Genomic DNA, 21,756 nt, shown 5'->3' on the forward strand with positions numbered 1-21,756 from the left:
CTCATGGATTGGTGTTTCTTGTGATCTGATCGCTGCCCAACTGATCCTTGCCGTCGCGGGACACATTTGTCTCGTCTTCGCGGGTATCGTCGGTCGGCAGTGTAATGGTGGCTGTCAGCCCGCCTTGGGGCGCGTTGGACAGCACGACATCACCGCCATGGGCGCGAAGAATGCTGCGCGCAATCGAGAGGCCCAAACCATGGCCCCCTGTGTCGAGCGAACGCGAATGCTCCAGCCGCTGAAACGGAGCGAAGACGTCTTCTAGGAATTCTTCTGGAATACCCTCGCCATCATCGTCAATTTTGATTGAGACGACCCCGTCGCTTGCGCCAAAACTAACGCGCGCGTTGCCGCCGTATCGTTGTGCGTTCTCGATGAGGTTTCGAAGCGCGCGCCTGAATGCGAATGGACGAACAGACACAAATTCCTCATGCCTTGGAAGGATTAGGAATTGAGATGGCATCGACTGATTGATGTCCGACAGGACGCGTCCAACTTCCATGCGTTCTGATGGCTCAGATGCGCTGACACCGCGTGCGTAGGACAGCGTCGCATCCAGCATTCCCTGCATCTCTTCGATGCTAGCTGTCAGCCGTTCACGCGTCTCTTCATCTTCCACCATTTCCGTTCGGACCCTTAGCGCGGTCAAAGGGGAGCGCAGATCATGACCAATCGCGGCGAGCATGCGTGTTCGATCTTCCACGAACCTCTTGAGGCGTTGTTGCATGATCCCAAACGCCGCCGTCAGTTCCCGCACTTCTGTCGGTCCTGTAGGGTTGACAGGGGCCATATCTTCTCCCCGACCAAGTCGCTCGCTGGCCACGGCCAAGCGCCGGAGCGGGCCCGTGATGCGCGCCATAAGGAACCAAAACCCCGCGGCTAGAAGTACTGACGCCGTTACGACGAAGGTAAGCGTCGATCCCCATGCCCATTGCAACGGTGGGCGCTCGAACCGCGTCTCAACGTTCAGCCATTCGCCACCCGCTAGCGAAATTGATACACTCATCTCGATCGCAGAGAGATCGCCACGCATCATCGCCACATGCATTTCCGCCATCTCGGGAGATAGGTGTGGCAGTGGGAGGATGTTGCCTTCGACGGCGTGGACATCCACGCGGATTTCACGTGTGAATTGGTCACCAAGTAAAATACGGATCCTGCTCTCGACCGGACCGCCATCCGGGTGGCTGTGCCGCGCAACTTGTGGCTCTTCGGTCATCTCAAACCGAACGAGCGGTGAGTTTGCGGCGCGAAGAATGGCGTCATGCAAATCTGCGGGTGCCTCCTCCAACAAGCGCGCGACACTCGCGGCGCGGCCTGCGGCCTCAAAGCCAAGTGCCGCTCGGACTGCCAAACTGCGTTCGTCGACAAAGAAGAACAGGCTGACGATCTGGGCTGCCAGCAAAACACCCAAAAGGAGTAGGATGAGCTGTCCCCGAAGGCTAAAAAGAACGCGCCCAATCATGACGTAATCTCCACGTCACATGCGAGACTGTAGCCACCATTGCGGACCGTTGTGATGATCTTGGGCCGCATCGGATCAACCTCAATTTTGCGCCGTAAGCGGCTGACTTGGTTGTCTATCGTGCGATCAAGGGGACCGGCGGCCCTGCCTGCCGTAAGATCCAACAGTTGGTCTCGGTTCAGAACGAGGCGCGGTCTTTCAAGGAGCGTGACAAGCAGCCGAAACTCAGAATTCGAAAGGGTATCTTGAACCCCTGTTTCGGACACGAGCGAACGCCGATCAACATCAAGGCTCCAATGCGCAAACCGAACGGTTTTCCCTGCCAATGCTCCGGCTAATGTTTCTGGCCGCTCGGTGCGTCTTAGAACCGCCTTTATGCGCGCCAGGAGTTCCCGAGGATTGAATGGCTTTGGTAGGTAATCGTCTGCGCCGACCTCTAGGCCGATGATGCGATCGGTGTCATCTCCCAAAGCCGTCAACATTATTATTGGACAAGATCCGGGCGCTGCAAGCCTGCGACAAACCGATAACCCGTCTTCGCCGGGCATCATCACATCCAGCACGATGAGATCGAAGCTGCCGAGGCTTAGCTTCTGATCCATCTCGACGGCATCTGCGGCAGATGTTGCGCGCAGTCCGTTCTTCTCCAGAAACCGCGTGACTGCATCACGGATGTCACGGTGGTCATCTACGACCAAGATGTGTGGGCTTTCGGTTTTCATTGGATCTTCCCTACGCCACCGTTCGCGGCAATTCCGCATCGTAATTGTCACGGATTGTAACAGTCGGCGGACGTGTGACGAACCGATACACACCCGCTCTGAGAGGTCTCTAGCATCTATGATCCGCCCGCATCACGTAGTTGAGGTAACTGAACATTGGAGGTTCCTCATGAAAACGCTTTTGCTTGCCACGCTAGTGGCCGCCGCACCCACGGCAATCCTCGCCGATAGCAACCACGGTCACGGTGGTTCTGATTTCACGGAAATGGGACAATCCGGGGCAGGGGGGACAGCACAGCACCCCATGATGGCTCAAATGATGGAGATGATGATGCAGATGCATGGCGGTATGATGTCGGGTGGCGCAGGCCCGGACATGGGTATGACGGGCGGCTCAATGGGCCCCATGATGCAAATGCATGATGCGGATGGCGACGGTACGGTGACGCCGGAAGAATTGCAGGAGGGTTTGCTGTCCCAATTGGCGGACTATGACGAGAACGGTGATGGCACGCTCGTTCTGTCCGAGTTTGAAGCGCTGTTTTTGGCGATGGTTCGTGAACGGATGGTTGATCGGTTCCAGCACCTCGACGCAGATGGCGACGGGGCAATCACGACCGACGAAATGACCGCGCCAGCCCGTATGAGGAACCGTCCCTCTATGGGTATGATGGGTGGCATGCCGGCGTCAGGTGAGATGCCCGGTATGGGCGGATCGAGTATGACCAGTGACAACTAGGCAGTTATCGACCACCCGGTGTCTACCGGTTCGGGCCGCCGATTACATCCGCGAAGAATGAAGCGGTTGGTGCCGGAAGGCGCGACGGCTGCATCCCAAGAATGCAGCCGTCTCGTCTGGAGAACATTGCGCGTTTGTTTCAATCAGACAGTTGACCTTCCAGTGGCTGGAGGGGTTAAGCGTAGCGCTGAGACGAAAAAGGATGGATCAGCATGACCTCAACTTTATCCCGTCAGAGCGACTTTTTGAGGCGGCATCCTATGGGGTTGGCAGCAGTCCTCTTTGCGCTGTTTATTCCCTTCCATATCGTCCTGCCGGTGGATCAATCAATCATATTGGCGGGCGTTACGCTTGCATTAATAGGCGGCGCATACATCGGATTTGCCGCGCGGGCGGACTCTGCGAATGTCTTCTGGATGGAATTGGCTGTGGCGATGCTTTTTGGCCTGACGGCGGTTCTTGGCATCACCGTGCACTGGGCATTCCTTCCCGCCGGTTTGGCATTTCATGCGGTGTGGGACCTTTTGCACCACAATCGTGAGTTCGGTGCTGCGGTTCCAAATTGGTTCTTACCGATGCGAACGGTATTTAATGGTTTGACAGTACAATTTTTGCTGCTGCTCTACGGCGCAGAGTTGTTTGGGGCATGATCCAAACGGTTCAAATCAAGCGATTGTTCTCCGTCATTCTGGCACTGGGAGTTATCGCGACGTTGGTGGTGTTCTGGGATCAGATGAATTCATTCCTCAACGGGATTGATCCCGAACGTGTGCGGGCAATCGTTGCGTTCGCCGGATCGCTAGGACCGCTGGTGATCATCGGGCTGATGACACTTGCCATCGTGGCAAGTCCAGTCCCTAGCGCACCTATCGCAATGGCCGCAGGGTTGGTCTATGGTCACTTGTGGGGCACGGTTCTGGTTGTGATCGGCGCGGAGTTGGGAGCGATTGTTGCCTTCGTGATCGCGCGCTATCTTGGCCGAGATACGGTGCAACGCTGGCTTGGCGATAGCATGAAGAATCGGTTCTTTGGCTCTCAAAATGCATTGATGGCGACGGTGTTCTTGAGCCGCCTTCTGCCTTTCATCTCATTTGACGCAATAAGCTATGCCGCTGGGTTGAGTCATATCAAGTTCTGGCGCTTCGGACTGGCGACACTCGCAGGCATCGTGCCCGCAAGCTTCGTACTGGCTCATCTGGGTGCCAGTGCGTTTGAGGGACAAGGCAATGCGGGCTTCTGGATCTCACTGGCGCTTGGCGCGTCGGGTCTTTTGACGGTCGCCATTTGGCGGAACCGAATAACATCAACTTCAGACGCGGCACCTGTAGTTTCTGGAAGGAAGACGAAATGAAAACCGACGCGACACATCACAATGGACATTCTCATCAAAGTGCAGACGATGCCACCGAGACCGACCCGGTGTGCGGCATGCACGTCACGGTGAATGACGCCACTCCGTCGGCGAAATTTGACGGGACGACCTATCATTTCTGCTCTGATAATTGCCACAAGACGTTTGGAACGGATCCATGGTTTTACGCTTCGGGTCGGGGGGCTGGTCACAAAACCGCCGCCCCGAAGGACACACAATACACCTGTCCGATGCACCCTGAAATCGTGCGCAATGAGCCGGGTGCTTGCCCGGTCTGCGGTATGGCGTTGGAGCCAATCATGCCGAGCGACGAGCCAAGCGAAGAACTCGTTGATTTCACCCGCCGGATGTGGATCAGCGTCGCGGCTGCAGTGCCGTTGGTAGTGCTTACGATGGGTGAGTTGGTGGGATTGCCGCTGCGCGAAATGCTTGGCCACCAACTGTCTGTCTACATCGAATTCGTTCTTGCCACGCCGATCATCCTTTGGGCCGCCGCCCCGTTCTACAACCGTGGTTGGGACTCGATCAAGACACGCTCGCCGAACATGTGGACGCTGATTTCACTCGGCGTGGGCGCGGCCTATCTCTATTCTCTCGCTGCTACATTCACGCCTGGCATCTTTCCCGCCGAATACCGAATGGGCGACGGGGTCGGCACCTACTTCGAGGCTGCGGTGGTCATCGTCGCATTGGTTTTTCTGGGACAGGTCCTGGAATTGCGTGCCCGCGAGCGCACGGGCGACGCCATCCGCGCCCTTCTTGATCTGGCCCCCAAGACCGCCCGTCGGATCCTTCCGGACGGGCAGGAAAACGATGTGCCGCTTGAAAACGTCATGGAAGGAGATCTTCTCCGGATCCGTCCCGGCGACAGTATTCCGGTTGATGGAGAGGTGGTGGAGGGTCGTTCTTCCATCGACGAAAGCATGCTAACAGGGGAACCTGTGCCGATCGAAAAGACCACAGGCGACCGTGTGACTGGCGGCACGCTGAACAAGAACGGCACTTTGGCTATTCGCGCAACCCAGGTGGGAAGCGACACGGTTCTGGCGCAGATTGTGGATATGGTGGCGGGAGCACGTCGATCCCGCGCGCCGATCCAGGGACTGGCTGACCGCGTGTCGTCGATCTTTGTGCCGACGGTGGTGCTGATCGCTGTGGTCGCCTTCTTTGCTTGGCTCACCTTCGGCCCGACACCGCCGCTTGTCTTCGCCGTCGCGTCGGCTGTGTCGGTGCTGATCATCGCATGCCCCTGTGCGCTTGGACTTGCGACACCGATCTCGATCACTACAGCAGCAGGACGCGGGGCGCAGGCTGGCGTTCTGATCAAGGATGCAGAGGCGCTAGAACGTATGGCCCGCATCGATGTGGTGATTGTCGACAAGACCGGCACATTGACGCTTGGCAAGCCGACGTTGACGGACGTTGTCACCGTCGAAGGCGTGGATGATGCAGAATTCCTAACCCTTGCATCCGCGCTGGAACGTGGATCTGAGCACCCGCTCGCCGAGGCCATCGTCGAGGGTGCGGAAGCGCGTGGTGCGACGCGCGCAGACGTAGAGGATTTTGAGGCTGTCACGGGCAAAGGTGTGCAAGGCCGCATCAATGGTCGGATGATCGCCCTTGGCAACCCGGCGATGATGCAAGCACTGGATATTGACACTTCTGAAATAGACGCCGCAGCTGATGAGCTGCGTAATGCGGGCAAGACCGCGATGTATGTCGCGCTGGACGGCACGCTGGCAGGTTTGTTGGCCGTCGCTGATCCGATCAAGGGTGCAGCCGCGCAAGCCATCGATGATCTGCACAAGCTTGGTCTGACCGTCATCATGGCCACGGGCGACAATCAGCGCACCGCAGACGCCGTTGCACGCATGCTTGGGATCGATGAAGTGCGCGCGGGCGTTCTTCCAGAGGATAAAAAAGACCTCGTAGAAGAGCTCCGTCGTGCCGGCAAAAGCTCTGCTATGGCCGGTGATGGCGTGAATGACGCGCCTGCCTTGGCTGCCGCCGACGTGGGGATCGCAATGGGGACGGGCGCTGATGTCGCCGTAGAAAGCGCCGGCATCACGCTGTTGGGTGGCGATCTTACGGGCATTGTGCGTGCGCGGAAGCTGGCACGCGCCACGCTTAGGAACATCAAGCAGAATCTGTTCTTCGCATTTGCGTACAACGCGCTCGGCGTGCCCGTGGCCGCAGGGGTGCTCTATCCTGTATTTGGGTTGCTGCTGTCGCCGATGATAGCGGCGGCCGCGATGAGCCTTTCTTCCGTTTCTGTTATCACAAATGCCTTGCGCCTCCGGCGCGTGGACCTCTGAATGCGAAAGGCACACACAATGGCAACCGGACATTCAGGCCATCTGCCCACCGGCGGTTGGGGTCTTGCGATCTCAGCTTGGTTGACCGGCATATACTTCTTCGTGGAGCTTGGGATCGGCCTTTGGACCGGATCCGTCGCTGTCATGTCGGATGCATTCCACACGTTTTCCGCAGTTGGCGGTGTGTTTGTTGCCATCGTGGCCCGCCGTTTCGCCGAACGGCCTGCGGATGACTCAATGAGCTTTGGATGGTACCGCGCCGAGGTCATCGGGGCACTGGTGAACGGCGGCTTTCTCCTCGCCATGGCCGTTGTCGTCATCGCCATGGCCGCCATGCGACTATCAGATCCAATTGATTTGCCCACGACGCCTTTGTTGATAGCGGCGGCCGGTGGACTATTCACGGAGTTCATATCCTTGGCCCTTTTATGGAAGCAGAGCAAAGACGACCTGAACACAAGGGGGGCGCTATGGCACATCATTCAGACTTTTGTGGGCAGCTTGTTGATCATCGTGACCGCGCTTGTGATAAAAATCACCGGGTTTCTATTGATCGACCCGATCCTTGGTATGGCATTCGGGGTTGTCCTCGTTTGGGCCAGCTGGGGTATCCTGCGTGATGCGATGCGATTGTTGATGGAGGGCACGCCTGACGGGATATACTTGCCCGACGTCGACAAAGCGTTGGAGCTGATCCCGGGGGTCCAAAACGTCCATCATTTACATGCTTGGGCCCTGACCAGTGGTCGCAATGTCGTTTCGGCACACATGCGAATTGAAGACGGGTCGGACGCCACGAAGATCCTGGAAACAGCGCACGCGCGCCTCAAATCCCAGTTCGGTTTCTTCTTCGCAACGCTTCAGATTGAGACGACCTGCCTCGACGAGCGCGATGCGCGTGGTGTCGACCTGAAATTCATCTCGGACGCGCCCCATGACACGCATTCGTGATTTGCCGATCAATGCGCAACCTTCGTTGTCTCCCTGCTTCCATCCTATGGTTTGAATAACAAACCAAATTCATGAAGCTCAAACGATTTCGACATTCAAAGGACTACCAAACATGAACCGACGCACACTTCTTCTTTCAGCCATCGCACTACCGCTTATGTCGCGCGTAGCATTGGCTACTCCCACCAGAATGACCGTGTATCTCTCACCCACATGTGGGTGCTGCAGTGCTTGGGTGGAACATGCTCGGACTGCCGGCTACGATCTAACAGTAATCGAATCTGATCAGGAAGAACTTATGCGCCAAAAAAGTGAGCGCGGTGTCGATGATGCCCTTGCCGGGTGCCATACGGTTGAGGTGGACGGTTACACCATAGAAGGCCATGTGCCGATGGAAGACATCGCTCGCCTTCTGTCTGACCGGCCTGACGCGATTGGCCTTGCTGTGCCGGGTATGCCATCCGGATCGGCGGGGATGGATATGGACGGACGCGTCGACCCCTTTGACGTCATTTTGTTCTCAGCGATTGGTGAACGCAGCGTCTTTGCGAGCTATAGTTAGAATGCCTCGGTTCACCCAGCGGAAGCGCCTTCTTTCCGCTATCGCTTTGATTGCCCTCTCTGGGGCTGATCTTGCCTTGGCATCGGGTCATGGCGGAGCGGTATTTTCAAACATCGTCGAGGTTCCCGTTCCCGTTGGCTCCGGAGCACAAGATCCATCGCTTTTTGCAACTGAGTCTGGCAAAATCTTGATGAGCTGGACGGAGCCTTCAGAGGATGGTCATGCCGTCCGCATAGCGGGCTGGATTGACGAGCGATGGACCGCGCCAATGACGGTGACGGCATCGGACCAGCTTTTCGTTAACTGGGCCGATATCCCATCGGTCGCAGCGTTCTCCGACAGCACCTTGGCCGTGCACTGGCTGCAAGACAACGGGCGCACGGCGTATGCTTACGACTTCACCGTGGCGCTCTCGGACGATGGTGGTGAGACGTGGGGCGACGCGCAAACTCCACATCGCGACGGGCGTTCCGTGCAACACGGCTTTGCGACGTTGTTGCCTGTCGCCGCAGATCAACTGATGGCCATCTGGTTGGACGGACGACAGTACGGATTGGCTGATTTCGACGACGAGAGCGGCGGAAATCCCGATGAGATGCAGCTGCGCGCGGCGATGATTGGATCAGACGGAGTCATTGGCGAGGAAATGCTGATCGACCCCCGCGCTTGCACTTGCTGTCAAACCTCTGCTGCGGTAGCCGGTGATGGTTCGATTTTGCTAGTTTATCGTGATCGAACCGCAGAGGAAATTCGCGATATCTCTATCGTACGGTATGACGAAGGTGAATGGTCAGCCCCCATGAATGTCCATGAAGATGGCTGGCAAATCTCTGGTTGCCCGGTAAACGGGCCGGCCATTGATGCCGAGGGTGAGCTTGTAGTCGTGGCCTGGTTCACAGCGCCCGATGACAGTCCCGCCGTCTACGTTTCTTTCTCTGAAGATACAGGTGTCAGCTTTGGAGACGCCTTTTCTATTGGCGGAGAGGATGTCGCTGGTCGGGTTGACGTGTTGATGCTGGATGACGGCGCGGCACTGGTGTCTTGGGTTGAGTGGACGGGCGACGGCGAGGCGCTCATCGTTTGCTTGGCGGAAAGCGGTCAAGGGTGCGGCGCAACGCAACAGGTGCACTTGAACAGCACGACCGGATCCATAAATTTCCCGCGCATGGTTTCTGGTCCGTCTGGCGTATATTTTGCATGGACGCAGCCCGGTGAACGCGGAGCAGATGGCCAGATGCAGGCTGATACGATCATGATGGTTCTGGCACAGCGCTGACATTTTGCCTGCTTCTGCGGAACGATCCGGGGCGATCACCCTGCTGTGGTCGTGATAGCCTATTTAAGGTTGTGTGCAGGCAGTAGAAACTGCGCAACCTGCCGAAGGCTTGCCAAGTAATGGGCATGTCGCGCGACACGCGCTATCGCTAGAAATCGCCGGTCGAGGACGGCGGCGTTGAGGCGTGTTTGAGCGTACCAAGCGCCAGCGCAATCTCGCGAGCAGGGTGGACCGAGCGACCGAGGATGTGATGATCAAATCCGCCACCAACTTCCGTGCCTATGGCCAAGTCCGAATGTCAAATGAGTTGCACAAGCTGGGCGTCTTTAGAACGCCGTTCGGTGTGTTAGGAAGGTTTCTAATTGTACGCTAGCGCCAGACGCTCGGATCGTGATTAGTCAACAATCGTTGTTCAAGTAGGTACGCCGCAGTGAATAAGCTGATGCTTAATGCCCAACCATGGCCTTCCGCGCGCCATTGGGCCCTTCGTATTGGCGGACTACTGCAAGCATTGAATTTGGCCGCAAACTACGGACGAAGAAGTCTCATATGGGTACGGAGACGGAAGCGGATACGCCCTCGTCTGTCGTACCGTGAAGTGTATAGGCGGCCAATGTGATCACTTTCTAGTTAAGTGCTTAAATACTGTACTCTGTTCCCATCCCGTCTCTTGAAGCTCCAGTTGCTAGAGACGTAGGGCTCTTTGGAGTCCCGGTTGCGACACCATTGGAAACTTAAACTTAGTTCAGGAGAACAAGATGCCAACGAGACGACACTTCATCCAAACGACCACCGCGCTTTTTTCAGCTGCATTGTCTGGACCGTCGCTTGCAAGTAGTTGGCCAACAGAATCGGAAATGGCGGCGTGGGACGCGCAGGTCACGCCTCCAGGGTTTGACCTAGCGACGACCAATCCGTGGGGCCTGAACCCGCGTCTGCTGCCCCAGAGGGTCGCGGCGAGCGACCGGGTTACGCCGGGCGACATTCACGTCGATGCCACGGCGCGATACCTTTACCACATCGAAGCCGGTGGAACGGCCATGCGATACGGCGTCGCCATCGGTCGGGACGGATTGTACGAACCGGGGACCTATTCGATCCGGCGCAAAGTCGAATGGCCGCACTGGACGCCCACTCAGAACATGATCGCGCGGGAGCCGGAGGTGTACTCGCAGTATGCAAATGGGCAGGAGCCTGGTCCGACCAACGCACTCGGCTCCCGAGCGCTGTACCTTTATGTGGGCGGGCGTGACACGTTTCTTAGGATCCACGGTACGCCACAGCCTTGGTCGATCGGAAGTCGTGCGAGTTCCGGATGCGTGCGCATGGTTATGCCACATATCAACGCGCTCTTCCCCAATGTTGAAATCGGATCTACGGCGCGTCTTTATCCAGCTTAGAAAAGAAGAGTTGGAAGTCGCGTTTGGCAGATGGACCATATCGATCCTTACGCCTTCCAGACCGACATTGAATTTCCGTTGCTTGGCGCGCCATGCCGGGCGAGGGCTTTCCGCATCTGCGTGTCCCGGATATGCGGGAAGTGTCTTTCGGGGACATCTGGGGTTGAACCAAAAATAGCCACTTGAAGCTCTAGTGGCTGCAGGTGCTATCTAAAATGCATCATATCGATTCCCGAGGTTTTTGATGCCGTCCGACCCACACTCTCACGATCATTCTCAGACTGGCCACACGCACGGCGAAAGCTGTTGCGGAAGTGACAAGCCCGTTAACACGTCGCTTGCGCCAGCTCCGTCGTCGGGACGCAGCTTTCAGGTGTCTGGTCTCGACTGCGCTGAGGAAGTCTCAATCCTCCACAAGGTAGTTGGCCCAAAAGTGGGCGGGGCCGAGCATCTAGCCTTCGATGTCATCAATGGGCGAATGACCGTTTTGGACAGTGCCAAGACGATATCGGACTCGTATGTCGCAGAGTTGGTCGCAAGTACCGGCATGACAGCCAAACCGTGGGATGCCGAAAGCGCATCGGTCGATCAGGCTGAACACCTTGCCCGCCAAAGACTGTTCACGTTCCTCAGCGGAGGCTTCTGGGCCGCAGGCTTTATCTGGCACGTGGTTGAAACCGGTTTGGGCGGAGCTGTCGGGCTCTTTTCCGGCCATGGCGAAGCGCCGATGCCGTTGATCGAGGTTGCGTTCTTTGCAATCGCGATCCTATGCGGCGTCTGGCTCGTAGCGCCGAAGGCGTGGTCCTCGGCGCGGCGGTTCTCGCCCGACATGAACCTGCTGATGGTCGTCGCAGTTGCAGGTGCCATTGGACTTGGTGAGTTCTTCGAGGCGGCGACAGTCGCGTTCTTCTTCTCGCTATCTCTCTTCCTTGAGAGTTGGAGCGTCGGACGAGCAAGGAATGCGGTCTCCGCACTTCTTGATCTCGCGCCGCCAACCGCGCGGGTGATCCGCGATGACGGCACCGAATTGGACATGTCTGCCGCAGAAGTGGTCGTGGGCGACCGCTTCATAGTGCGCGGCGGCGACCGTATTCCGCTTGATGGAGAGGTCACATCCGGGATGGGAGCCGTCGATCAGGCGCCAATCACCGGTGAAAGCGCGCTGGTGCCGAAGGAAACCGGGGATGACGTCTATGCTGGCACGATCAACGGTGAAGGCACACTGACGGTGCGCGCCACCAAGTTGGCATCTGACACGGTGCTGGCCAAGATCACGCGCATGGTTGGCGATGCCCATGCGCGCCGCGCGCCGGTAGAACAATGGGCCACGAAATTCGCACGCATCTACACGCCCATCGTGATGGTGTTGGCGATCGCGATTGCAGTTCTGCCGCCGCTCATCGCAGGCGGGGCGTGGGACTACTGGTTCTACAACGCGCTTGTCCTTCTGGTCATTGCCTGCCCCTGCGCGTTGGTGATCTCGACGCCTGTGTCCATTGTCGCGGCACTTGCCGCATCGGCTCGGGCTGGGGTGCTCATCAAGGGTGGGGCTTATGTCGAAGCGCCCGGCCGAACGACGGCGCTGGCGATGGACAAGACTGGAACGATCACCATGGGCGAGCCTGAGGTGGCGTCCGTGCATCCGTTGGGCACCGCGACCGTCAAGGATCTGATCGAGATGGCCGCAGGTCTTGAGGCGCGATCCTCGCACCCATTGGCGCGTGCCATTCTGGCGCGGGCCGAGGTCGACGGTGTCACGGTGTCCGCCGCTGAAGATACCCGCACGGTGCCAGGTCGCGGGCTTGAAGGGCGCGCAGCTGGCCGTTCGATCTGGCTAGGCTCTGACCGCTTCGCGGAGGAGAAGGGGTTCGGCAGTTCTATCCCAAAAGACATCCGCGACCGGATTGAAGGCGCCGGAAGCACGCTTGTCGCCGTGGGTGATGAAAAGGGTGTGATTGGACTTTTGGAGCTGCGAGACCGTATCCGTCCCGACGCAAAAGGCATCGTGGCGCAGCTTCACGCGCAGGGCGTGAAGACCATCGTCATGCTGACGGGGGACAACGAGCGCACCGCGCGCGCCGTCGCCGCCGAGGTGGGCATCGACGAGGTTCGTGCCGAGCTTTTGCCCGAAGACAAAGTGAAAGCCATCGAAGAGCTGGTCGAAACCCACGGCATGGTGGCCATGATCGGCGACGGCGTGAACGACGCACCCGCCATGGCGCGGGCGCATTACGCGATTGCCATGGGTGCTGTCGGCTCGGACGCAGCGATCGAGACGGCGGATATCGCTCTAATGACCGACGATATCGGCAAGGTGCCTTGGCTTATCGGCCATTCGCGCCGGGCGATGTCGATCATCCGCCAGAACATAGCGATTTCGCTGGCAACCAAGGCGCTGTTTGTCGGGCTGACGGCCTTCGGGATGGCGTCCATGTGGGGAGCTATCGCAGCGGATGTCGGTGTGTCGCTGGTCGTCGTTGCCAATGCCCTGCGGCTTCTGAATGCCGGGGAACACAAGCAGCCCCCTGCCGGTGGAAAGCGGGTCGGCGCGCAGATGGCTAAGGGGGCTTTGGCGCCCGGACAATAAGGTGGCCCGGGAGGGCGGCGAAGGTGGGGGCAGAATGCGCATATTCGACGTGCTGGAAAAGATCATCCATTCGATAGGTGTGGGGACCGCTTGGCTGACAGTGGTCCCCATCGCATTTTTTACCTGCCTGCAAATGCTTGATCGCAAGCTACACCTTGGGGTGTCGTCATACCTTCCGGATTTTTCGACCTCCCTTCTATTCATCCTGATCTTCATGACATTCGGGTTCACCTATCTGCGGGACGGCCATGTGCGCGTGGACGTATTTCGAAGGAATTTGCCGCCACGCCGCCTGGCCTGGATTGAACTTGGTGGCTGCCTCCTCGTGCTCTTACCCCTCGCGGCCATCCTCACCTACTACGGCTGGGATGGGCTGATGCGGACAACGCAATTCGCGGACACCGACATTTGGGCACGGCGCGTCGCCGCTGTGATCGGCCCGGTGGTTCTTGGATTGGCCGGGCTAATCGTCAGCGCGCGGAACGTCGCGTTCCTGCGCGGCAATCGCGACAACCCCTCCCCACTCTCTCAGGAAGACCTTCCCCATGGAGACTGAATTCCTGGCCATCGTCATGCTGGGTATTCTGGCGCTAGGCGTGTTCAGCGGCTTCCCCGTGGCTTTGGTTCTGACGGCGACCGGGTTTCTTGCCTTTGTCGGCGCGGTCTGGATGGGTGTCACCGATTTCAATCACCTTGGTCTGATCTATCTTCGTGTGCGTGGCATCCTGACGAACGAAGGGGTGCAATTCACCACCGTGCCGCTCCTGATCTTTCTGGGGCTGGTTTTGAACGCCAGCGGCATTTCATCAACCCTGTTTCGAACACTGGGGCAAGCGCTAAGGTGGCTCCCCGGTCACTACGCCATTGCCACCTTGTTGATTGGCTTGATCCTGGCCCCTGCCGCGGGTGTCATCGGAGCTTCCGTCGTGACCGTGGCGCTGGTGGCCTACGCCCCCATGTTGCGTGCAGGGTATTCCGCGTCAGTGGCGGGATCGGCCGTGGCGGCGTCCGGCGCGTTGGGCGTCGTCTTCCCTCCGGCGGTCTTGCTGTTCTTCGTGGCCAATGTCTTTCAGCTTCGCATCTCGTTGATGTACTTGGCGTTGGTCATCCCAGTCCTTATCTTGGTTTACTTCTTTTCCGTCTATTTTGCCGTCACGCTGAAAGGGCGCATCGACATCTCACTTTCGGACGACGTAAAGCCGACCCTGCGGGATGTGGTGTCCTCGATCATGGCGATTGCGGTGATCGCCGCCATTCCCCTCAGTATCATGGGCGGGATTGCGACCCTGTCCGAGGCTGCCGGTGTTGGGGTTTTTGGTGCGCTGTTGGTCATGGTGGTTCGCGGTCGCATGACGTTTAATCGTCTGAACAAGACGATTGTGCAGGCGGCGTCCATGACCGCGATGGTGTTCTTCATCGTCGTGGGCGCATCGATTTTTTCACTCAGCTTCAACCTGCTGGAAGGTGGCCAGCTTCTGCTTGCGTGGATCAATGGATTTGACCTTGGACGTTGGGCGACCCTTGGCATGTTGTTGGGCGTCATTCTTGTGCTGGGGTTTGTGTTCGACTGGATCGAGATTCTGCTCGTGTTCCTACCGATCTTCCTTCCTTTGTTCGCACAGCTGGATTTCTCCGATCATGTTGGGTCAGAGTATTTCTCGCAGGTCTGGTTGGCTGGTCTGATCGCATTGGCGCTTCAGACCTCATTTCTCACACCGCCGTTCGGATATGCGCTGTTCTTCGCCAAGATGGCGGCGCCACCAAGCGTTAATCTGGCCGATATCTATCGCGGCGCGGGACCACTCGTGGTCATCGAAGTCGCACTGATCGCTTTGCTGGCATGGCGACCTGAATTAATCACATGGCTGCCGCAACTTGTTCTTTTGCGATCAAACTCGCCTTTGATCAACTAGATTTGGCATGCTAACTATCGTCACGAGGCATAATTTTAAAATCGAGCTTTCTCCATGAAACGCCGCATCTTCCTTTTGGGTACGATAACCGCATTTCTGTCCGGCTGCGCCAGCAGGTTCCGGGACTACAATGGACCGCAGGTTACGCGGCTGAGAATGTATAAAGATGAGCGGCTGCTGATCCTTGATGGCGTTGAAGGCGAACTGCGGAGGTTCCCGATCGGGCTTGGTTTCGCGCCCGTGGGTCATAAGCAGTTCGAAGGCGATGGCCGAACGCCCGAGGGGGCGTACATTATCGACCGCCGCAATCCGAATAGCGAATTTCATCTATCCATCGGGATATCCTACCCGAACGAGGCGGACGTTGCGTTTGCGGAGTCGCATGGCCGTTCGCCCGGAGGAGATATCTTCATCCATGGCGGCCCGCGTCGCGGAATTGACCCGATGAATGTCCGCGATTGGACGGCGGGCTGCCCCTCAGTCACAGACCGGCAGATCGAGCGGATCTATGCCATGGTGCAGGACGGAACGCCTATTGATATTTATCCCTGATGGATGCGCCAGTTTGGTGCGTACCGCGTTGTTTCGCGTTCATCCAAACCAGACACCTAGGATCCGCATGAGAACTAGGCCGACCACCGGCTCAGATCTTGATCAGTGCCGCCGTCGCGTACATGAAGGCGGTCCCGCCCAGAAACCCACCAAGGACGGCCGGTGACATCAGCGCGGCCTGCCGGTCGGCGTTCTGACGTAAAAGATAGGCGGTGACTTCGACCATGACTTGCAGAATGGCACCCGCTCCGACGGCGAGTGCTAATGCCGACCATTGGGGCGCGTAGGCAAGGCTGCCCGCCCACATTCCAAGGATGGCCGGGCCACCGGCGAGCAGGATCAGCGCTGCGAACGTCCAGAGAGTGGGCCGGGCCCGAAGCATCGGAGCGGCGATGCCGATGCCCTCGGTGACATTGTGCAGGGCAAAGCCGAGGACAAGAAAGGTTCCAAGCCCAGCCGACCCGGCGGCGAATGCACCGCCGATTGCCAGTCCTTCGCCGAAGTTGTGAAGCCCGATCCCGAGCGCGATGTAGAACGCAAGCGCTATGCCTTCCGGGTTGCCGCGCCAGCGCCCGAGCGCCATCAGCAGGAGAAAGCTTGCCAGCGCCGCCAGCCAAACCATGGCGGAGCCCTGGAATATCGCGGCCGCTTCTGTCGATAGCTCCAGTGCCTCGGATATGGTGTCGATCAGCAGGAAGGCCAGCAACCCGACCGTCAGTGCCAGCAGAAAGTTCATCCCGCTTCGACTGACGCCCTTCATGGCCGGATAGAACATCAGGCCAAGCGCCACCGGCAATAGGCCGACGATCGCCCCGATCACCGCCTGGAACCGGAGTTGCCCCCAGGCGGCCCTTGGCGTCGAAACTGCGACCCCGATCTCGTGCCCGAAGGTCGCGCCCGTGTTGGACAGCAGGTTGACATTATGGGCTTCGCCAAGAACCCACGGATAGGGAATTCGCAGCCAGACCGCATCGCCCCGGGCAATCGGCCCCGCCGGTTCCTGCGTGAAGGTCCAGTAGGCATCATCCACTGCGACCTGCGCGACTACCATCGCTTCCGAACCGCCGGCGCGTACCCTGAGCGATATCCCCGACCTATCGAGGATCGTCCGTTCGACGGTTAGTGCCTCGACCGGGGGAGCGCCGTTATTGAAGCCGCGCAGCGGATCGAGGGAGGCAATCCAGACAAAGGCACCCAGCATGGCGGCCAGCGGCACGAGAACCAGAAGTAGCCGGGTCATCGGCGAGCGGCGGGGTTGGCTCTGGTCTGTCATGCCCCAGATTCCTGGACGTCAAAAAAGGCCATCCAGCCAAGTTCGGTGAACTCGGCCTGATGGGCATGGAACATGTACAGCCCGTCTTCGTGATCGGCAAAGCTGAACTCGAGGATGCCGCGCTGCGCCTGACATTGCATGATCACATCGACTGTGCGCAGGGTTGGCGTAAGCTGGGTGCCAGTGTCGTAGTAGTCGAAGAAATTCCCGTGCAGGTGGAACGAGTTGATCGGATCGAACTCGGTCGCGTTCATGAGGTAGATACGCACCGGGCGCGACTTGTCGATCCGGATCGGCTCGTTCATGTAAACTTGGCCGACCGTATTGACGGCATAGACCTCGTTCTCGCCGTCGAAATTGGTATCGAATCCGTTCATCACCATTGCCAGTTCCTGCCATTCGGCGTTTTCCGGGCTGCCGAGAACGCGCGAGGCTGCAACAGCCGCGTGTTCGGGGTGGCGTGCCGGATCGGGATCGACGACGAAGAGGCCGTACATGCCTTTGTGCATGTGCCGTTTCAGCGGCAGTGCATGGCAATGATAGAGATGACAGCCGAAGGGTCTGGCATCGAACTCGTAGACGAACTCTTCGCCGGGTCCGATCAATCCGGCACCCGTAATGCCATCCATCCGCGCCGAATGGATGCCGTGGAAGTGCATGGAATGCGGGTGCGAACCGAGGTTGCGAAAGATTATACGGAGTCGTTCGCCCTCCTTTGCGCGCAGCGCGGGGCCTGGGACGCGGCCGTTGAACGTCCAAGCGGGAAAGAACACCCCGGGAGCGACCTCGATTTCCATATCGATGGCGTCGACCTCGAAAGTGCGCAATGTGCGGCCATCCGTCAGGACTTCGGTCTGGCCGGTCTCCCAATCGGTCAGCATGGCCGTCGGGTCAAACCCGTTCCGGGAGTGGTCGACGCGGCCGACCATCGTCATGTTGCCATGCGCCATGCCGCTGTCATCGGCCAAATACGGATCGACCGCGCCGCCGGACATGTCATGCCCCACCGTCAGGTCCTGCGTCGCCTGTGATTGTGCACGGCTCGCGACGACGGCCGCCCCGCTGGCAGCCACCAGACCGCCGACCAACAGCGCGCGTCGCGACGCCAAAACGGGACCCGTTTCAACGGCATGTGGCTCTATGGGTCGCGATGTCTCCACATTGGCGGACACATCGCGCCCTCGCTTTCCGGCATCGGCAGGCATGGACACGGTCCCTTCAGTTGACACGCAGGCCAAAGTCCCGGCGCAAAAAGTTAGCTTCGGCTAACAATCATCGCTTGGGCTTTACGAGTCAATCCCGATCATGCGAGGATGATCGCATGACAAATGTTGAGAACCTTGAATCAACGGAGGTCGAGGCGCGTGCGGTCGAAACCCGCACTGAGGCCTTTATCGGCGTACGCGAGGCGCGTCGCAGTGAAGTGGCGGAGGACTATGTCGAACTAATCGCCGAACTGATCCACGCGAACGGTGAGGCTCGGCCGGTTGATATCGCCATCCGAATGGGCGTGACCGCGCCGACAGTCGCGAAAACTCTTGACCGTCTGTCCCGGGACGGTCTGATCACCCGCGTCAAATATCGCTCGGTCTTCCTGACCGAGGAAGGCCGGGCACTAGCCAAGGAATGCAGGCACCGCCACGAGATCGTATTGCAGTTTCTCCTGAGCCTCGGGCTCGATCCCGAGACGGCAGAGCGCGACGCGGAAGGCATCGAGCATCATGTGAGCGAACGGACGCTCGCCCTGTTCGCGGCGTTTGCCCAGCGGTCATAGGCAGGTGGCTGACGCCATAAATAGCCAATTGGCTGCAGACTTGTGGCCCGAAACGCGTACGCGGGCCTGTGCCAACTAGATAATTCTCCCTGATCCAATTCGACGCCAGAGTCGTCGTTGGCCAGATCAAGGCAGAAGACAACATGGGGCATTGTCAGAGCGACCGAGGACGAATTGATGGGCCTCGCCCGTTCGAATAACCGATGATGGGCGAACTGCATACCGTTCTAAGAACCACAAGACGCTCCTTTGGGCACATGTGAACTTCAGTGCCTACAATACGGCTTTCGACGAATTAACCGCCGAGAGTGTGTTTGCGGCAGGAAGCCATGCATTGGTCCATTCAAGATAAACCGTGGCTGCCTTCGCGGACCGCATCAGAGCCTTTCCGTTGCCGGAGTGGCAATCTCGCTACCCAAGGCTCTCTACCAGACGTGCGCGTGCCTCAGTGAGGCGTGCCAACGCTTCGGCGTTATCCACTTCGGGGTCAGCCGCGTCCGCCAGCCGATCGTCGACAAGAGGATCCGTTGGAAGGCCGTTTACGAGCACTTCGTAATGAAGGTTCGGTGCCGTGGTGGTGCCGGTCTCTCCGACGCGCCCAATCATTTCTCCGGCGGCGACGCGCTGACCCTCTGCGATGCTTTCAGGCACAGTGCTGAGATGCGCGTAGCGAGTCATGATGTCGGGACCGTGGGCTATCTCGACCACACGGCCATAGCCGTTTCGCCATCCGATGAAGCTTACGCGTCCCGGCGCGGTCGATTGCACAGGCGTTCCGTGCGCCGCGGCAAAGTCCACGCCCGTATGCATCCTTACGTTGCCAAAGACCGGATGCGTGCGACGCCCGAAGACAGAGCTCAACCGTGCGCCCACGACGGGCTGCGCGAAAACGCGCAGCGCATCGCCATCGACATAGATTGTTGCCTGTCCGCTGGCATCATCTGGCCAGACAACCTCATAGAGGCTCCCGGCGATTTCCAACGCAGCGAAGGTAAGGTCCGGCTGGCCGATCCGATCTTCGCCAACACGCGCCTCGCGCCACAGCAGGCGGAGCCTTTCTCCACCAGCCATCTCTCGGCGAAAATCCACGGTGCCGCCCAACATCTGAGCGAGGTCAACTGCAAAACGGGCGGGAATGCCAGCTTCGTCGAGCGCGGCGAACATTGAGGTCGAAATGATCGCTTCACCGGCTACCGTCACAACTTCCGTCTCCGGGGCCATGACTTGCGTGATCATCTCAGTTCCAAAAACTGCTTCGATCCTCACACCGTCCTCAACGGCCAGGGTCACCGTCCGCGGGCCGCCGTCCACGGTTGAGACGACCGTGAGCGAATGGCCGGGCCGAAGCCGTCGCAGATCGTATTCAGCGCCGATTGCCAAGGCGACTGATGCCCGGTCGGACGCCGCCATCCCTGAGTCGGCCAGTACGACATCAAGCGTTTCGCCGGGTGCGATGTCACGGGACCAAGTCGACAGAGGAGGTTGGATTACTGGCGGCTGCGCGTCGATGGTTGGGGCCTGCAAAAGGGGCAGGGGGCGTTGATCGCGCGCACTCTCGGATTGCACCGTCGCGAAACGAACTGCTCCACCACCTAAAGTGTTAGGCAGCGTGGGAGGCTCGGGTAGCCACAGGGAGGCATCGTCCAGACCAGTTGGAACTGGTTCCCTTGATAAGGCACCAGTAGCGAGTATCCCGCCCCCTGAGACTGCAACCGTAATTACCAAGCCAGCCGCTACAACTCTCAGCTTCATGTCGTGTCTTCCATTTCTTGTTGCAGTGCGCGGCGGATCTTCGGCAGCGCAAAGTCTCTTGCCTCGTGATAGTCGATCGTCGTGACGAAATGCCCCTCCGCATCGAATAGAAAGACGCTGGTGGTATGGTCCATCGTGTAGTCTCCGCGATCGGTCGGCACTCTCTCAAAGACTGCACGGAAACCCTCTACCGCTCGTGCGATCTGCTCTTCCGGACCTGTCCAGCCGCGGATTGCCGGGTGGAAATAGCTGACGTACTCCGCCATTGCGGCGACGGTATCCCGCTCGGGGTCGACCGTGATGAAGATCACGTTCAGCGACGCGGCCTCATCGCCCAACGCGTCAAGCCAGCCCGAGATATCGGAAAGCGTGGTCGGGCAGACATCTGGGCAATAGGTGAAGCCGAAAAAGGCCATGGTGGGATTGCCGAGAAGGGCCTCCGGCCCAACTGCGTTGCCTTCGTGGTCGGTTAGGCTGAAAGCCATCTCGGTCAATGGCACGGGGCGTTGCTCTATCGGGCCCGGTGCGCCGGGGCCGTCGACTTGCCACCATCCCACGAGAAGCATCATGCCAACAGCCGCAGCAGCCACTGCGCCATAGCCCAAAGCGCGCGTTCGCTGCATCAGTCTTCCAGTCTGCGCGCCGCGAAGCCAAGGATCGAAACATCGACCGTCGCTTCACCGCCATCTTCGAAGATCAGAGTTAATGGAAGCGTCTCCCCTTCGACCATGGGCTCCTGCAATTGCAGTAACATGGCGTGCAGGCCACCGGGTTCCAGTGCCATGCTTTCACCCGGTGCTATGGTGATCTCGTCGGTGGGTGTCATGCTACTGACGCCCTCGGCGCTCGTTCTCGTTTCATGAATGGCTGGCATCATGGCCAGTGAGGTCGAAAGGCCGGTCAGCGTCACCGGCTCTGCACCGGTGTTGCGGATCGTCATATAGGCGGCACCGGGGCGGTTCATTCCGATGGACGCCCGTGCCCAAGCGCCGTCGATGACGATATCATCTGCATCGGCCAGCGCAGGCGTCGTAACGCCCGCGAATGAAAAAAGCACTGCCAACGCGCCTGTGGATACGATCTTCTTCATGCGTCTACTTCCC

General features: G+C 58.8%; 19 protein-coding genes and 2 pseudogenes. 14 read left to right on the forward strand and 7 right to left on the reverse strand.

What is annotated here, in order from left to right:
- Window position 1: 1 nt before the first annotated feature.
- Entirely contained in the window at window positions 2-1,465 is a 1,464-nt protein-coding gene (locus KYE46_RS07220; RefSeq protein ID WP_219004522.1) for an ATP-binding protein, read from the reverse strand.
- A complete protein-coding gene (locus tag KYE46_RS07225; RefSeq protein ID WP_219004525.1) occupies window positions 1,462-2,187 on the reverse strand; it encodes a response regulator in 726 nt (241 codons plus the stop codon). Before KYE46_RS07225 ends, KYE46_RS07220 begins: the two co-directional genes overlap by 4 nt.
- A 169-nt stretch (window positions 2,188-2,356) precedes the next feature.
- Between KYE46_RS07225 and KYE46_RS07230 the strand changes: the two genes are divergently transcribed.
- The 13 genes and pseudogenes from KYE46_RS07230 to KYE46_RS07285 all read left to right on the forward strand — a co-directional run bounded on the left by KYE46_RS07230 (window position 2,357) and on the right by KYE46_RS07285 (window position 15,854).
- Window positions 2,357-2,926 (forward strand): EF-hand domain-containing protein, encoded by a 570-nt coding sequence (locus KYE46_RS07230; protein WP_247716945.1) that lies wholly within the window; start codon window positions 2,357-2,359, stop codon window positions 2,924-2,926.
- 212 nt (window positions 2,927-3,138) lie between these two features.
- Window positions 3,139-3,576 carry a DUF6010 family protein gene (locus tag KYE46_RS07235; protein WP_219004528.1) on the forward strand — a complete coding sequence of 146 codons (438 nt, stop codon included), beginning with the start codon at window positions 3,139-3,141 and terminating at the stop codon, window positions 3,574-3,576.
- The gene (locus KYE46_RS07240) at window positions 3,573-4,277 is read left to right on the forward strand and encodes a TVP38/TMEM64 family protein (RefSeq protein WP_247716946.1); all 705 of its coding nucleotides are present in this window, start codon (window positions 3,573-3,575) and stop codon (window positions 4,275-4,277) included. Before KYE46_RS07235 ends, KYE46_RS07240 begins: the two co-directional genes overlap by 4 nt.
- On the forward strand, window positions 4,274-6,613 hold the full coding sequence (locus KYE46_RS07245; protein ID WP_219004531.1) for a heavy metal translocating P-type ATPase: 2,340 nt from the start codon (window positions 4,274-4,276) through the stop codon (window positions 6,611-6,613). The genes KYE46_RS07240 and KYE46_RS07245 overlap by 4 nt, the downstream gene beginning before the upstream one ends.
- Window positions 6,614-6,631: 18 nt before the next feature.
- On the forward strand, window positions 6,632-7,564 hold the full coding sequence (locus KYE46_RS07250; RefSeq protein WP_219004533.1) for a cation diffusion facilitator family transporter: 933 nt from the start codon (window positions 6,632-6,634) through the stop codon (window positions 7,562-7,564).
- Window positions 7,565-7,754: 190 nt separating this feature from the next.
- Window positions 7,755-8,126, forward strand: coding sequence for a DUF411 domain-containing protein (locus KYE46_RS07255; protein ID WP_247716947.1), 372 nt, complete (start codon window positions 7,755-7,757; stop codon window positions 8,124-8,126).
- A gap of 1 nt (window position 8,127) precedes the next feature.
- On the forward strand, window positions 8,128-9,402 hold the full coding sequence (locus KYE46_RS07260) for a sialidase family protein (protein WP_219004537.1): 1,275 nt from the start codon (window positions 8,128-8,130) through the stop codon (window positions 9,400-9,402).
- 86 nt (window positions 9,403-9,488) lie between these two features.
- Window positions 9,489-9,748, forward strand: a pseudogene (locus KYE46_RS17585) (helix-turn-helix domain-containing protein); the annotation flags it as partial.
- Window positions 9,749-10,160: 412 nt separating this feature from the next.
- Complete coding sequence (locus KYE46_RS07265) at window positions 10,161-10,802, forward strand: L,D-transpeptidase (protein WP_219004538.1); 642 nt, start codon at window positions 10,161-10,163, stop codon at window positions 10,800-10,802.
- A gap of 244 nt (window positions 10,803-11,046) precedes the next feature.
- Window positions 11,047-13,389 (forward strand): heavy metal translocating P-type ATPase, encoded by a 2,343-nt coding sequence (locus KYE46_RS07270; RefSeq protein WP_219005053.1) that lies wholly within the window; start codon window positions 11,047-11,049, stop codon window positions 13,387-13,389.
- 34 nt (window positions 13,390-13,423) lie between these two features.
- Window positions 13,424-13,945, forward strand: a complete 522-nt coding sequence (locus KYE46_RS07275) for a TRAP transporter small permease subunit (RefSeq protein WP_219004540.1) — start codon at window positions 13,424-13,426, stop codon at window positions 13,943-13,945.
- Window positions 13,935-15,302: a TRAP transporter large permease gene (locus tag KYE46_RS07280; protein WP_219004542.1), complete on the forward strand. Its 1,368-nt coding sequence runs from the start codon at window positions 13,935-13,937 to the stop codon at window positions 15,300-15,302. Before KYE46_RS07275 ends, KYE46_RS07280 begins: the two co-directional genes overlap by 11 nt.
- 54 nt (window positions 15,303-15,356) lie before the next feature.
- Window positions 15,357-15,854: a L,D-transpeptidase family protein gene (locus KYE46_RS07285; RefSeq protein ID WP_219004544.1), complete on the forward strand. Its 498-nt coding sequence runs from the start codon at window positions 15,357-15,359 to the stop codon at window positions 15,852-15,854.
- Between the two features lie 91 nt (window positions 15,855-15,945).
- On the opposite strand, the gene KYE46_RS07290 is transcribed toward KYE46_RS07285, so the two are convergent.
- Window positions 15,946-17,127: a ZIP family metal transporter gene (locus KYE46_RS07290; RefSeq protein ID WP_219004547.1), complete on the reverse strand. Its 1,182-nt coding sequence runs from the start codon at window positions 17,125-17,127 to the stop codon at window positions 15,946-15,948.
- Window positions 17,124-18,332: a multicopper oxidase domain-containing protein gene (locus KYE46_RS07295; RefSeq protein WP_247716948.1), complete on the reverse strand. Its 1,209-nt coding sequence runs from the start codon at window positions 18,330-18,332 to the stop codon at window positions 17,124-17,126. Before KYE46_RS07295 ends, KYE46_RS07290 begins: the two co-directional genes overlap by 4 nt.
- Before the next feature lie 116 nt (window positions 18,333-18,448).
- Between KYE46_RS07295 and mntR the strand changes: the two genes are divergently transcribed.
- On the forward strand, window positions 18,449-18,901 hold the full coding sequence (gene mntR / locus KYE46_RS07300; RefSeq protein ID WP_219004550.1) for a manganese-binding transcriptional regulator MntR: 453 nt from the start codon (window positions 18,449-18,451) through the stop codon (window positions 18,899-18,901).
- A 377-nt stretch (window positions 18,902-19,278) separates the two neighbouring features.
- Here the strand turns inward: mntR and KYE46_RS07305 are convergent.
- From KYE46_RS07305 to KYE46_RS07315, 3 genes and pseudogenes are all read right to left on the reverse strand, one after another.
- A pseudogene (locus KYE46_RS07305) lies at window positions 19,279-20,653 on the reverse strand (peptidoglycan DD-metalloendopeptidase family protein).
- The gene (locus tag KYE46_RS07310; RefSeq protein WP_219004556.1) at window positions 20,650-21,276 is read right to left on the reverse strand and encodes an SCO family protein; all 627 of its coding nucleotides are present in this window, start codon (window positions 21,274-21,276) and stop codon (window positions 20,650-20,652) included. The pseudogene KYE46_RS07305 and the gene KYE46_RS07310 overlap by 4 nt, the downstream one beginning before the upstream one ends.
- Window positions 21,276-21,743, reverse strand: coding sequence for a copper chaperone PCu(A)C (locus KYE46_RS07315; RefSeq protein ID WP_219004558.1), 468 nt, complete (start codon window positions 21,741-21,743; stop codon window positions 21,276-21,278). The genes KYE46_RS07310 and KYE46_RS07315 overlap by 1 nt, the downstream gene beginning before the upstream one ends.
- Between the last annotated feature and the right edge of the window lie 13 nt (window positions 21,744-21,756).

Origin of the sequence: Gymnodinialimonas ceratoperidinii (assembly GCF_019297855.1) — a bacterium.
Taxonomy (GTDB): domain Bacteria; phylum Pseudomonadota; class Alphaproteobacteria; order Rhodobacterales; family Rhodobacteraceae; genus Gymnodinialimonas; species Gymnodinialimonas ceratoperidinii.